We start from the raw sequence: 12456 nt of genomic DNA on the forward strand, positions 1-12456 counted from the left end.
GCACGGGCGACAACCACAGGAGGAAACGATGGACCAAACCAATCACAACAACCTCGCCGCGCGCATCCTGGCCTTCTGGTTCGGCACGCCGGACTCGGCCGACTGGGATCGGGAGCGGGCGATGTGGTTCACCCGCAGCGAGGCATTCGATGCCCGCGTGCGGGATGAATTCCTGCCGGCATGGGAAGCCGCGCATGCGGGCACCGATGGCTGGTCGGCGTTCGTCGAGAACACCGCCGAAGTGGCGCCGGAAACGGTGTGCGCGCGCATCGTGCTGCTCGATCAGTTCCCGCGCAACATGTTCCGCGGCGATCCGCGCAGCTTTGCCACCGATGCCCAGGCGCTGGCGCTGGCAAGGCGGATGGTCGAGCGCGGCGACGACCGGTGCCTGCCGACGCCCTATCACCGGATGTTCTGCTATATGCCGTTCGAGCATGCGGAAGCGCTGGACGCGCAGCACGCCGCGGTCGAACTGATGACCGCGCTGCGCGAGGACACCGCAGGGCGGGTCGATGTGGTCGAATGGGCCGAGCGGCACCGCGTGGTGATCGAGCGCTTCGGCCGCTTTCCGCATCGCAATGCGGTGCTGGGCCGGCCCAGCACCGATGAGGAACTGGCCTTCCTGCGTCAGCCCGGATCCTCGTTCTGAGACGGCGGCGGGCGTCGTTGCACGTCCGCTTTGCCGCTCCCTTCCCGCTCAGGTCTTGTCGCGCGCCTGCTGCCACTTGTCGACGCGCAGCTGCGGCACGTTGGCCAGCGACGACAGGATGCCGTCCGGGGTGTCGGCCACCCGCAGCAGGCCGGCGTGTTCCTGCTTCAGGAAGCCTTCGCCAACCGCATGGCGCAGGAAGCCGAGCATGCCGTCATAGAATCCCGCGACATTGAGCACGCCGACCGGCTTGGCGTGATAGCCCAGCTGCAGCCACGTGAACGTCTCGAAGAGTTCCTCGTAGGTGCCGATGCCGCCCGGCATCGCGACGAAGGCGTCGGCGCGATCGGCCATCATCTGCTTGCGCTCGTGCATGTTGCGCACGACGTGCAGCTCGGTCAGCCCGGCGTGGCCGATCTCCTTGTGCATCAGCGCCTCGGGAATGATGCCGATCGCGGTGCCGCCATGCTCGAGCACCGCATCGGCGACCATGCCCATCAGGCCCACCTTGCCGCCGCCGTAGACCAGCGCCAGGTCCCTTTCCGCCATCACGCGGCCCATTTCGCGCGCCGCTTCCGCGTATTCCGGACGATTGCCGGGGCTCGAACCGCAATAGACGCAAACCGATTTCACTGCTTTCCTTCCTGTCTGGGTTTGGATGGGGCCGGGGCGCCCGCGTGCGCTTTCCCGGCGGCGAACTCGCGCGCCAGCTGATCGAAGGCCTGACGCGCGTTGCCGCGCAGATATGGGGCCAGGATCGAGAAGATGTGATAGCTGGCGCTATGCAGATAGCCGCGGATCTGCTCGGGGTCGTTGTACTGGCGCGGATGCTGCACGAACTGGAACGACAGCCAGTAGGTCGCGACCACGACGATATTGGTACAGATCGCGTCGACCTGATCCGGCGTGGCTTCCATCTCGCCGTCGTCGAGAAACTGGCGGCAGATCTCCTGCGCGAAGCGCTTCTTCTGCTCGACGATGCGCTTGAAGTTGGTCTCCAGCATCCGGTTGCGGGCCAGCAGATCGTTGATGTCCCGATAGAGGAAACGGTAGTTCCACAGAAACTCGGACATGTACTGCAGATAGCCCCAGCTTTCGCCGAGCGTCGGCTTGTGGTCGTCCGGCAGCTTCAGCCGGCGTTCCATTTCCTGCTCGAAGCGCGCGAAGATCGACGTGATGATGTCGTCCTTGTTGCGGAAGTGGTAGTACAGATTGCCGGGGCTGATCTCCATCGCCTCGGCGATGGTGGTGGTGGTCACGTTGGGCTCGCCGACCTCGTTGAACAGGCGCAGCGAGACATCGAGGATGCGGTCCCGCGTGCGGCGGGGACCGGTCTGGGGTTTGGATTCCATGAGGCCGGGCAAGCTAGGACAGTCGCGGGCCGCGAACGGACCGGCGCACTGCGAATGGACGGACTGCGATTATATGCAATGCCGTCACCCGCGCCCCTGCGGCGCCGTGACGCCGCGGTCCGTGCCCGGCCGCGTGTTCAGCCGCGTGTTCAACCGCGTGTTCAGCCGATCAGCGCGCGCAGCCAGCCCACCACATGCGGCGCGGCAATCGCCAGCCAGGTGCCGCCGCACAGCACCAGCGCCAGCATCACAGCCGCGCTGCCGAAATCCTTGGCGCGCTTGGACAGGCCGTGCCGCTCCAGCGAGATGCGATCGACCGCGGCCTCGACGCTCGAATTGAGCAGCTCGACGATCAGCACCAGCAGCAGCGTGCCGAGCAGCAGGATCCGTTCGACCACGGTCACCGGCAGCAGAAACGCCAGCGGCGTCAGCACCGCGACCAGCGTCAGCTCCTGCCGGAACGCGCTTTCCTCGAGCACCGCATAGCGCAGGCCGGACAGCGAATTGACGGCGGCGCGCCAGGCGCGGGCGATGCCGCGATTGCCCTTGTGGGGGTTGTCTTCAATCGTGTAGTCGCCGTTCTCGCGGGGCAAGGTCGGCTTCGGCACGGAGTTGTCGGAGGGAAGAGGGGGTTTCGCCATGATCTTGTCGGGGGCGCGCGGTCTGGCCGTTCGGCTTGCCGTGCAGCGGTCGCAGATGCGCGAGGAACTGTTCGGACGCGGCGCGCCACGAGAAGCGTTCGGCGTGCGCGCGTGCGGTGGCACGGTCGATGCGCAGCGCTTCGAGGCAGGCCTCGCGCAAATCCTCGTGCATCACGCCGGCGTCGCTGTCGCCCAGCACGTCGATCGGGCCGGTGACCGGATACGCTGCGACCGGCAGGCCGCTGGCCAGCGCTTCGAGCAGCACCAGGCCAAAGGTATCGGTGCGGCTCGGGAACACGAAGACATCGGCCGAAGCATACACCTTGGCCAGCTCGGGCTGGCTCAGCACGCCCAGATAATTCGCGTTCGGATAGCGCGCACGCAGCGCCGGCAGCGCGGGGCCGTCGCCCACCACCCACTTGGAACCGGGCAGATCCAGCGCAAGGAAGGCCTCGACGTTCTTCTCGACCGCGACGCGGCCGACATAGAGGAAGATCGGGTGGGCGGTGTTCAGCACGTTGACCGACTGCGGCACGAACACGTCGAGATCGACGCCGCGCGTCCACAGCACCGCATGCTCGATGCCGTAGCGGTGCAGATCCTGCAGCACCACCGGCGTCGGCGCCATCACCGCCTGCGCCGGGCCGTGGAACCAGCGCAGGAAGCGATAGGTCCAGGCCAGCGGAATGCCGAAGCGCGCCTGCACGTATTCCGGAAAGCGGGTGTGATAGGCGGTGGTGAACGGCAGCTTGTGGCGCACCGCATGGCGGCGCGCCGCCAGACCGAGCGGGCCCTCGGTGGCGATATGCAGCGCGTCCGGCGCGAACTCGCGGATGCGCCGGCGCACCGCCGCGCCCGGCAGCAGCGACAGCCGGATCTCGGGGTAGGTCGGGCAGGGCACCGTGCGGAATTCGAGCGGCGTCAGCAGCTCGACGGTATGGCCCATCGCCTGCAACTCGCGGCGGGTCGACTTCAGCGTGCGAACCACGCCATTGACCTGCGGTTCCCAGGCATCGGTGACGATCAGGATTTTCATGGTGTGTCCTTGCGGCGCGGCCGCGGTATCGGTTTCCTGGCGGCGGTCGGTCGGTGGATTGGTCGGTCGATCGAACAGGGTGCGGCGCTATGCCGCCACCGCGCTCTTGCGCGTGCGGCGCGCGACGGGCGGCGCGGGGTCGCGCAGCGCGGTCCAGTAGACGATCTTCAGCTCGCCTTCCATGGTCTCGACCAGCGCCGACAGGCTCTCGACCCAGTCGCCGTCGTTGCAGTAGAGCTGGCCGTCGACCTCGCGGATCTCGGCCTTGTGGATATGGCCGCAGACCACGCCGTCGCAGCCGCGCCGGCGCGCTTCCTCGACCATCGCGTGTTCGAACGAGCTGATGTAGTTGACCGCGTTCTTGACCTGGTGCTTCAGGTACTGCGACAGCGACCAGTAGGGAAAGCCCAGCCGAGCGCGGATGCGGTTGAAATGCCGGTTCAGCGCGAGGATCAGCGTGTACAGCGTGTCGCCCAGATACGCCAGCCAGCGCGCGTGCTGGACCACGCCGTCGAACAGGTCGCCGTGCACCACCCACAGGCGCCGGCCGGTGGCCGTCACGTGCACCGCTTCCTCGCGCACCACCACGTCGCCGAAGGCCAGGCCATCGAACTGGCGCGCGACCTCGTCGTGGTTGCCCGGTACATAGATGACCTCGGTGCCCTTGCGCGCCTTGCGCAGCAGCTTCTGCACGACGTCGTTGTGGCTTTGCGGCCAGTACCATCCGCGCCGCAGCTGCCAGCCGTCGATGATGTCGCCGACCAGGTACAGGGTGTCGGACTCGTTGTGCTTGAGGAAGTCGAGCAGGTAGTCGGCCTGGCAGCCCGGCGTGCCCAGATGGATGTCGGACAGCCAGATCGCGCGGTAGCGCTCGACTTCAGGCGGCTGCGCGGATGGGGCCGTGGCGGGCAGCGGATCGTTCCGGTCCGGGCAGTCGGTGCTGGCGGGAGAGGCGGGAAAGGCGGTGGTCGGCGCACGGTCCAGACCGGGCGGCATGAAGGCGGCTGGCATGCCGGGTATGGCGGCCAGCGGCAGCATCGGGTCGGAGCGTCCGCGCAGTCGCTGCGCGGCGCGGGCCAGATGTGCCCGGGCGGAACGGAGTGGACTGACCATGGCGGCCCCGGTGACGGCGATGACTGCATTGAGCCAGCCATCGATGACGGCGCCATGACGGAAACATGAATGACATGTGACCAACCGGAAAGACGGTCGGCGGGCGATGCGAGCGACGTGACGGAGGCGGCCGGCGCTGCCGGCGGCAGAGATCGACCGGTCAGGAAGCGGCCGGCGCCGACGCGCGCGCGAGGCGGTCCAGCGCGGACAGCGTCGCGTCGATCGCGCGGGCGTCGCGCAGCAGCGTGACATGGCCGATGCCGGCCAGCGCCACGTTGTCGGCGCCGTCGAGCCAGCTGGTTTCGGCCGGGCCCGCGATCGAATCGTGCCAGCTGAAGATCGACACCATCGCGGCGCGCTCGCGCGGGCCTTCGCTGCGCGCCAGCGCCTGCAGCCAGTCGTTGCCGCAGCGCATCTGGCGCGCATTGGCGCCGCTGCCGATGCTGGCCAGCGTGCAGCCGTGGTGCGGCGTGCCCAGCGTGACGATGCCCGCGCAAGGAGCGGAACGTCCCTCGCGACGGGCGCGTGCCAGCGCCGCGCGCGCGGCCAGTCCGCCCATGCTGTGGCACAGCAGCAGCGGTGCGCGGCCGGCGGCGCGGTGCAACGCCTGCATCGCGGCCAGCAGCGCGTCGGCATATTCGTCGATGTCGGCCAGCATCGGCACGAGGTCGATCGCCTCGCAGCGATAGCCGGCGGCCGCCAGCGCGGGCTGCAGGTCGAGCCAGACCGCGCGATTGCAGCCGTAGCCGTGCACCAGCAGCACCGGCGGACGCAAAGCCGCGGCCTGCGTTCCAGGCGGGGAAGGCGGGGTCAGCGGGTGCCGATGGCGGAACGGCTGCAGCCAGTTGAACATGCGAAACACCGCGATGCATTCACGCACAAAGCAGAGCAGGGCCTGCCGCGGCCCGAGCCGGGAGGCCGCGCGATGCGCCTGCAGCGGGGCAGGCAGCGTCGGCATGCCGGCGCCGAATGTGCCGGTACCCAGTGCGCCGGTACCCAATGCGCCGGTTCCGCCCACCGATATCGCGAAGGCCATCGCTATCGACAGCGCGAACAGCACCAGCACCGTGGCGATGCCCCCGGCCAACGCCGCCATCCAGTTCCAGTCGGCGAGCCGGACCAGCGCGAGTGCGACACCGTACGCGCCGCCGAGCTGCATCGCCACGGCGATGCGGCGGACCGCGGTGGCCGTCAGCCTCATGTCGGCCTCATGTGGGAATCACGTTGCCATCACGGCTGGCGCGGCGGCCGCAGGTCGACCAGCCGGGTGCCCGCGAGCCGGTCATGCAGGAACTGGCGGCGCCGGTCCAGGAACGCCAGCAGGATCCAGAGCGCCAGACCTGCCGCCAGCACGCCGACGAAGGGGCCCTTGACCACGCCCGGCGCATGGCCGACCGCCGCCGACGGCGGCAGCCACAGCCACGCGAGCAGATAACGCAGCGCCGCGCGCGGCCAGCGCGGCGGCCTGCCGTCGGCGCCTTCGACGCGGATGCGCCAGGTCTGCATCGGCAGCGTCTGGCCGGTGCGTTGCCAGAACCAGGTGAAATAGAGCCCCATCACCACAAAGCTCCACAGCTGCATGGTCAGCGGCGTATCGATGCGCAGCTCGCGCAGCAGCGGCCGGGCCAGCAGATAGAGGGCGGTGGAGGCGCTGAGCACGCCGAACAGCAGCACGCCTTCGTACAGCATGCAGGCGATGCGGCGGCGGATGGTGGGCGCCTGCGCCGGGGGCGGCATTGCAGCCTGGTGTGCAGCCTGTTTTGCGGCGGTCGGCTCGGTACGCGGTTCGGCAGCGTCGATGGCGGGCTTGGCAGACATGGGCGGAATAAGAGCCATTGTGGCCATTGTGGCCGTGGTGGCCGTAGTGGCCGTAGGGATCGGAGCGCCCGGGCGCGGACGAAGGCCGTGCCGCTGGCGTGATGGGCAGCGGCATTATGCCAAAGGCGTCGCGTTGCGCTGAATCGGGCGGGACGGTGTCGGCGGGAAGCGGTTGCGCGGCGCCGGGCGGGCCGATAGCGCAACCGATAGCGCGGCCGATAGCGCGGTCGTAAGAGCGACCGGGGCGGATCAGTTGCCGCGAGAGAAGGTGTCGGCGTTCGCCGCCGGAGCGGTGTCGGTGACAGGCGCCGAAGCGGCCGCCGTACCGCTGGCAGCGTCGAAGGGCAGGGTGGCACTGGCAGGCACCGAGCCGGGCGCGCCGCTGGCGGGGGCCGCGCCCGGCGCCAGCGCGGCAGAGGCGGAGAGCACCGCGGCGGCACTCGCCGCGGCTGGGGGCGCCGAGGCCGCGCTCGACGCATGCGGCACCGTCCGTGCGGGAGTCGTCGAAATCGGCGGCTTGCGGCTCGACGGCAGCGCGCTGACCGCCCCCGGGCGCGGCGGCACCTTGGCGGCCTCGGCCAGCTGGCGCTTCTGCGCCTCCGGCAGTTGCTGGTAGCGGTCCCAGGCCTCGGTCTTGCGCTCGACCGGCACGGTGCGATGGATCTGGAAGTTCTCGCGCGCCAGCCGGCGCTGTTCCGGCGTCAATTTCGCCCATTCGGTCATGCGCGCATGCACGCGCTGCTGCTCGGCCGGCGCCAGTTCCTCGAAGCGGGCGGCGATGCGCAGCCATTTGCGGCGATGCACCTCGGTCAGCGTGTTCCACTGGCCGGCCAGCGGCGCCAGCACGCGCTGCTGCGTCGGCGTCAGCTCCGACCACGCGGGGCGGGCGGCACGGACGGCCGGGCTGGTCGGCGTGGCCGCCGGGCTCGACGCCCTGGCGGCGTCGACGGCGTCGCGCGCATGGGCGGGCGGTGTCAGGCACCACAGCGCCGCGGCGCCCAGGCCGGCGGCCAGCAGCAGCGCGAGTCCCCGGCGCGCGGGGACCCCGGTCGGTTTATTCGCCATGCTTGAGGAACACATGGAAGCCCTCGTCCGCATACGCGGCCGGCGGCAGTTCATCGAGCAGCATGGCGGCGTCGACATCGGCGAGTTCCTCGATCCGTTGCTGCTGTTGCCATTGGTAGATGCCGGCCAGTCCGCCGGCGAGCGCCACCAGCGTCCAGACCAGGCCGAGCCGGCGCACCCAGTCGCCCAGCGGCCGCAGGGTCCGGCGCGCGTCGCCGTGCAGCGACGGCCCGGTTGTCGCCAAGCGAGGTGATGTTTGAGCCGCTTCGACGCGGCGGCGCGACAGCGCCACGCGGCGTGCGGCGGCCAGCCGGGCGGCGATGTCGTCCGGCACCTGGTTGGCGGAGGCGTCCAGCATGGCGGTGATCTGCCGGGCCAGGCGGCGTTGCTCGATCTCGGATGCGTTTCTGCTGTTCATAGTCGGAGTCCCCGGGCGCGCAGCGCCTGCGCCAGGGCATGCGTGGCGCGCGAACAGTGGGTCTTGACGCTGCCTTCCGAACATCCCATGGCAGCGGCCGTTTCCGCGACGTCCATATCCTCCCAGTAACGCAGCAGAAAGGCCTCGCGTTGACGGGTGGGCAGGCGCTGGACTTCTTCTTCGATGATCCGCATGGTCTGCACGCGCTCGAACCGGTCGGCGCTGCTCTCGGCCGCCTGCGAACCGGGCTCGCTTTCCAGCGCTTCGAGCAGATCGGCGTCGTCGCCGTCGCGCTCGTCGCGCAGGTTCGAAAACAGCGTGACCCAGGTGTTGCGCACCTTCTGGCGGCGAAACCAGTCGTGAATGGTGTTCTGCAGGATGCGCTGGAACAGCGGCGGCAGCTCGGCCGGGGCACGGTCGCCGTATTTTTCGGCCAGCTTGATCATGGCGTCCTGGACGATGTCCAGGGCGGCCTGTTCGTCCCGTACTGCGAATACCGCGTGCTTGAAGGCGCGGCGTTCGGCGCTGGCGAGAAAATCGGATAGTTCCTGTTCGGTTGCCATGCGGCGGGCGAGGGCAGTCGGCGCGAATACCGCACGCTGGCGGGACGGCCGGCAGCCCGGAAATCAGCAAAATGGGCCGATGCTAGCAAATAACCGGGCCGCCGTGTCGCCCCGGCGACACGATACGTGGTCATAGACCGCGCTGGTGCGATGCAGTATCATCGACGGTTCACGACATCAGTGGTTGTCTCATCTGGCCGCTTATGAGGCGGTCTCCCATGCAGACGCGCACCGCTTGAACCCGTGCCACAAGCCCGGCAGAGAGCATCCAAACAATTTTTTGCCGAAAATTGCAAAGGACTGACATGAACATGCCCAGCGCGGAATTCTCCCACGCCGACAGCAATTCATCTGCCGCACCCGAAATGATCGGGGCGGAAATCCTCGTCCACGCACTTGCCGAAGAAGGCGTCGAATACGTCTGGGGTTATCCCGGCGGCGCAGTGCTGTATATCTACGACGAGCTGTACAAGCAAAAGAAAATCGAGCACATCCTGGTGCGCCACGAGCAGGCCGCGGTCCACGCCGCGGACGGCTATGCGCGCGCGACCGGCAAGGTGGGCTGCGCGCTGGTGACCTCGGGTCCCGGTGTGACCAATGCCGTCACCGGCATCGCCACCGCCTATCTGGACTCGATTCCGATGGTGGTGATCACCGGCAACGTGCCGACCCATGCGATCGGCCAGGACGCCTTCCAGGAGTGCGACACGGTCGGCATCACGCGCCCGGTGGTCAAGCACAACTTCCTGGTCAAGGACGTGCGCGATCTGGCGGCGACCATCAAGAAGGCCTTCTATATCGCCGCCACCGGCCGTCCCGGCCCCGTGGTGGTCGACATTCCAAAGGACGTGTCGCGCAATGCCTGCAGGTACGAGTACCCGAAGGCGATCGACATGCGCTCGTACAACCCCGTCAACAAGGGCCATTCGGGCCAGATCCGCAAGGCATTGGCGCTGCTGCAGAGCGCCGAGCGGCCGCTGATCTATTCGGGCGGCGGCGTGGTGCTGGCCAATGCCAGCGACGAGCTGCGCCAGCTGGCCGCGCTGACCGGCCATCCGGTCACCAACACGCTGATGGGCCTGGGCGCGTTCCCCGGCACCAGCAAGCAGTTCGTCGGCATGCTCGGCATGCACGGCACCTACGAAGCCAACATGGCGATGCAGAACTGCGACGTGCTGATCGCCATCGGGGCGCGCTTCGACGACCGCGTGATCGGCAATCCGGCGCACTTCACCTCGCAGCCGCGCAAGATCATCCATATCGACATCGACCCGTCGTCGATCTCGAAGCGGGTCAAGGTCGACATCCCCATCGTCGGCAACGTCAAGGACGTGCTGCAGGAACTGATCGCGCAGCTGCAGGCCAGCGACGTCAAGCCCCGCCGCGAGGCGCTGGCGCGCTGGTGGGAGCAGATCGAGCAATGGCGCTCGGTCGACTGCCTGAAGTACGACCGCAATTCGGAAATCATCAAGCCGCAGTACGTGATCGAGAAGATCTGGGAACTGACCAAGGGCGACGCCTTCGTCTGCTCGGATGTCGGCCAGCACCAGATGTGGGCCGCGCAGTTCTACAAGTTCGATCAGCCGCGCCGCTGGATCAACTCGGGCGGCCTCGGCACGATGGGCGTGGGCCTGCCGTACGCGATGGGCATCAAGAAGGCGTTCCCGGACAAGGAGGTCGTCACCGTGACCGGTGAGGGCTCGATCCAGATGTGCATCCAGGAACTGTCGACCTGCCTGCAGTACGACACCCCGGTCAAGATCTGCGCGCTGAACAACCGCTACCTGGGCATGGTGCGCCAGTGGCAGGAGATCGAGTACGACAACCGCTACTCGCACTCCTACATGGACGCGCTGCCCGACTTCGTCAAGCTGGCCGAGGCCTATGGCCACGTCGGCTTGCGCGTCGAGAAGACCGCCGACGTCGAGCCGGCGCTGCGCGAAGCCTTCCGCCTGAAGGACCGCACCGTGTTCCTGGACTTCCAGACCGACCCGACCGAAAACGTCTGGCCGATGGTGCAGGCGGGCAAGGGCATTTCGGAAATGCTGCTCGGCGCGGAGGACCTGTGATGCGACACATCATTTCGGTCCTGCTGGAGAACGAACCGGGCGCGCTGTCGCGCGTGGTCGGGCTGTTCTCGGCGCGCGGCTACAACATCGAGACGCTGACCGTGGCGCCCACCGAGGACGCCTCGCTGTCGCGGATGACGATCGTGACGACCGGCTCGGATGACGTGATCGAACAGATCACCAAGCATCTGAACCGGCTGGTCGAGGTGGTCAAGGTGGTCGATCTGACCGAAGGCGCGCATATCGAGCGCGAGCTGATGCTCGTCAAGGTGCGCGCGGTCGGCAAGGAGCGCGAGGAGATGAAACGCACCGCGGACATCTTCCGCGGCCGGGTCATCGACGTCACCGAGAAGACCTACACGATCGAGCTGACCGGCAACGGCAGCAAGCTCGATGCCTTCCTCGATGCGATCGATCGCAGCGCGATCCTGGAGACCGTCCGTACCGGCGGCTCGGGGATCGGCCGCGGCGAGCGCATCCTGAAGGTCTGACGCCGGTCTCTCGCGCGGCAACCCACCCCACCTCATTGCAGTATCGACGGCGGCGCGCCGGCGCCAATAACATGCACATGCGCGGCGCGTCGTCGACTCCCAACATCGGAAAAAGAGCGAAGGAATCATCATGAAAGTGTTTTACGACAAGGACGCCGACCTGTCCCTGATCAAGGGCAAGAACGTCACCATCATCGGCTACGGCTCGCAGGGTCACGCCCACGCGCTGAACCTGAACGACTCGGGCGTCAAGGTGACGGTCGGTTTGCGCAAGAACGGCGCGTCGTGGAACAAGGCCGTCAACGCCGGCCTGCAGGTCAAGGAAGTCGCCGAAGCGGTCAAGGATGCCGACGTGGTGATGATCCTGCTGCCGGACGAGCAGATCGCCGACGTCTACAAGAACGAAGTGCACGACAACATCAAGGAAGGCGCCGCGCTGGCCTTCGCCCACGGCTTCAACGTGCACTACGGCGCGGTGATCCCGCGCGCCGATCTGGACGTGATCATGATCGCGCCGAAGGCCCCGGGCCACACCGTGCGTTCGACCTATAGCCAGGGTGGCGGCGTGCCGCACCTGATCGCGGTGCACCAGAACAAGTCGGGCGCCGCCCGCGACATCGCGCTGTCGTATGCCACTGCCAACGGCGGCGGCCGTGCCGGCATCATCGAGACCAATTTCCGCGAAGAGACCGAGACCGATCTGTTCGGCGAGCAGGCCGTGCTGTGCGGCGGTACCGTCGAGCTGATCAAGGCCGGTTTCGAGACGCTGGTCGAAGCCGGCTACGCGCCGGAAATGGCCTACTTCGAGTGCCTGCACGAGCTCAAGCTGATCGTCGACCTGATCTACGAAGGCGGCATCGCCAACATGAACTACTCGATCTCCAACAACGCCGAGTACGGCGAGTACGTGACCGGTCCGCGCGTCGTCACCGAGGAGACCAAGAAGGCCATGAAGCAGTGCCTGAAGGACATCCAGACCGGCGAATACGCCAAGAGCTTCCTGCTCGAGAACAAGGCCGGCGCCCCGACCCTGATCTCGCGCCGCCGTCTGACGGCCGAGCACCAGATCGAGGAAGTGGGTGCCAAGCTGCGCGCGATGATGCCCTGGATCGCCAAGAACAAGCTGGTCGACCAGTCGAAGAACTAAGCGTGCCCAACGCCGCGCCGCCGGGTTTGCCGGCCGGCGCGGCCTTGCGTCCCGCAGCCGTCCAGCCTTCCGTCCCCACCAGAGGCGGTCGCCA

The 12456-nt window shown here is 67.8% G+C and carries 13 protein-coding genes and 1 pseudogene; 4 read left to right on the forward strand and 10 right to left on the reverse strand.

The genetic code is table 11. The features are described from left to right. Positions 1-28: 28 nt before the first annotated feature. Positions 29-649 (forward strand): DUF924 family protein, encoded by a 621-nt coding sequence (locus J5T34_RS04440; protein ID WP_208578791.1) that lies wholly within the window; start codon positions 29-31, stop codon positions 647-649. 48 nt (positions 650-697) lie between these two features. Here the strand turns inward: J5T34_RS04440 and J5T34_RS04445 are convergent, their stop codons facing one another. The 10 genes from J5T34_RS04445 to J5T34_RS04490 all read right to left on the reverse strand — a co-directional run bounded on the left by J5T34_RS04445 (position 698) and on the right by J5T34_RS04490 (position 8655). After that, positions 698-1282: a TIGR00730 family Rossman fold protein gene (locus J5T34_RS04445; RefSeq protein WP_208578792.1), complete on the reverse strand. Its 585-nt coding sequence runs from the start codon at positions 1280-1282 to the stop codon at positions 698-700. Then, a complete protein-coding gene (locus tag J5T34_RS04450) occupies positions 1279-2001 on the reverse strand; it encodes a TetR/AcrR family transcriptional regulator (RefSeq protein WP_208578793.1) in 723 nt (240 codons plus the stop codon). Before J5T34_RS04450 ends, J5T34_RS04445 begins: the two co-directional genes overlap by 4 nt. A gap of 161 nt (positions 2002-2162) precedes the next feature. Continuing rightward, the gene (locus J5T34_RS04455) at positions 2163-2642 is read right to left on the reverse strand and encodes a diacylglycerol kinase (protein ID WP_149319401.1); all 480 of its coding nucleotides are present in this window, start codon (positions 2640-2642) and stop codon (positions 2163-2165) included. Further along, a complete protein-coding gene (locus tag J5T34_RS04460) occupies positions 2563-3678 on the reverse strand; it encodes a glycosyltransferase family 4 protein (protein WP_208578794.1) in 1116 nt (371 codons plus the stop codon). The genes J5T34_RS04455 and J5T34_RS04460 overlap by 80 nt, the downstream gene beginning before the upstream one ends. An 87-nt stretch (positions 3679-3765) precedes the next feature. Next, complete coding sequence (locus J5T34_RS04465; RefSeq protein ID WP_208578795.1) at positions 3766-4791, reverse strand: UDP-2,3-diacylglucosamine diphosphatase; 1026 nt, start codon at positions 4789-4791, stop codon at positions 3766-3768. A gap of 160 nt (positions 4792-4951) precedes the next feature. Further along, entirely contained in the window at positions 4952-5992 is a 1041-nt protein-coding gene (locus tag J5T34_RS04470) for an esterase/lipase family protein (protein ID WP_208578796.1), read from the reverse strand. A 29-nt stretch (positions 5993-6021) separates the two neighbouring features. Next, positions 6022-6528, reverse strand: a complete 507-nt coding sequence (locus J5T34_RS04475; protein WP_208578825.1) for an RDD family protein — start codon at positions 6526-6528, stop codon at positions 6022-6024. A gap of 330 nt (positions 6529-6858) precedes the next feature. Next, positions 6859-7674, reverse strand: coding sequence for a DUF3106 domain-containing protein (locus tag J5T34_RS04480; protein ID WP_208578797.1), 816 nt, complete (start codon positions 7672-7674; stop codon positions 6859-6861). After that, positions 7664-8092, reverse strand: a complete 429-nt coding sequence (locus J5T34_RS04485) for a DUF3619 family protein (protein WP_208578798.1) — start codon at positions 8090-8092, stop codon at positions 7664-7666. Before J5T34_RS04485 ends, J5T34_RS04480 begins: the two co-directional genes overlap by 11 nt. Next, positions 8089-8655, reverse strand: a complete 567-nt coding sequence (locus tag J5T34_RS04490; RefSeq protein ID WP_208578799.1) for an RNA polymerase sigma factor — start codon at positions 8653-8655, stop codon at positions 8089-8091. Before J5T34_RS04490 ends, J5T34_RS04485 begins: the two co-directional genes overlap by 4 nt. A gap of 305 nt (positions 8656-8960) precedes the next feature. Between J5T34_RS04490 and J5T34_RS04495 the strand changes: the two genes are divergently transcribed. The 3 genes and pseudogenes from J5T34_RS04495 to ilvC all read left to right on the forward strand — a co-directional run. Beyond that, positions 8961-10724 carry an acetolactate synthase 3 catalytic subunit gene (locus tag J5T34_RS04495; protein ID WP_208578800.1) on the forward strand — a complete coding sequence of 588 codons (1764 nt, stop codon included), beginning with the start codon at positions 8961-8963 and terminating at the stop codon, positions 10722-10724. Beyond that, positions 10724-11215: an acetolactate synthase small subunit gene (gene ilvN, locus J5T34_RS04500; protein WP_006577027.1), complete on the forward strand. Its 492-nt coding sequence runs from the start codon at positions 10724-10726 to the stop codon at positions 11213-11215. Before J5T34_RS04495 ends, ilvN begins: the two co-directional genes overlap by 1 nt. Before the next feature lie 85 nt (positions 11216-11300). Beyond that, positions 11301-12362, forward strand: a pseudogene (ilvC, locus tag J5T34_RS04505) (ketol-acid reductoisomerase); the annotation flags it as partial. Positions 12363-12456: the final 94 nt, after the last annotated feature.

It is taken from the genome of Cupriavidus gilardii, assembly GCF_017598945.1.
GTDB lineage: Bacteria > Pseudomonadota > Gammaproteobacteria > Burkholderiales > Burkholderiaceae > Cupriavidus > Cupriavidus gilardii_E.

Coding starts and splice junctions, on each gene's coding strand:
- J5T34_RS04490 (WP_208578799.1), bottom strand. CDS start 8,655: ATGGCAACCGAACAGGAACTATCCGATTTTCTCGCCAGCGCCGAACGC.
- J5T34_RS04465 (WP_208578795.1), bottom strand. CDS start 4,791: ATGGTCAGTCCACTCCGTTCCGCCCGGGCACATCTGGCCCGCGCCGCG.
- J5T34_RS04455 (WP_149319401.1), bottom strand. CDS start 2,642: ATGGCGAAACCCCCTCTTCCCTCCGACAACTCCGTGCCGAAGCCGACC.
- J5T34_RS04495 (WP_208578800.1), top strand. CDS start 8,961: ATGAACATGCCCAGCGCGGAATTCTCCCACGCCGACAGCAATTCATCT.
- J5T34_RS04485 (WP_208578798.1), bottom strand. CDS start 8,092: ATGAACAGCAGAAACGCATCCGAGATCGAGCAACGCCGCCTGGCCCGG.
- J5T34_RS04460 (WP_208578794.1), bottom strand. CDS start 3,678: ATGAAAATCCTGATCGTCACCGATGCCTGGGAACCGCAGGTCAATGGC.
- J5T34_RS04480 (WP_208578797.1), bottom strand. CDS start 7,674: ATGGCGAATAAACCGACCGGGGTCCCCGCGCGCCGGGGACTCGCGCTG.
- J5T34_RS04450 (WP_208578793.1), bottom strand. CDS start 2,001: ATGGAATCCAAACCCCAGACCGGTCCCCGCCGCACGCGGGACCGCATC.
- J5T34_RS04475 (WP_208578825.1), bottom strand. CDS start 6,528: ATGCCGCCCCCGGCGCAGGCGCCCACCATCCGCCGCCGCATCGCCTGC.
- J5T34_RS04440 (WP_208578791.1), top strand. CDS start 29: ATGGACCAAACCAATCACAACAACCTCGCCGCGCGCATCCTGGCCTTC.
- ilvN (WP_006577027.1), top strand. CDS start 10,724: ATGCGACACATCATTTCGGTCCTGCTGGAGAACGAACCGGGCGCGCTG.
- J5T34_RS04470 (WP_208578796.1), bottom strand. CDS start 5,992: ATGAGGCTGACGGCCACCGCGGTCCGCCGCATCGCCGTGGCGATGCAG.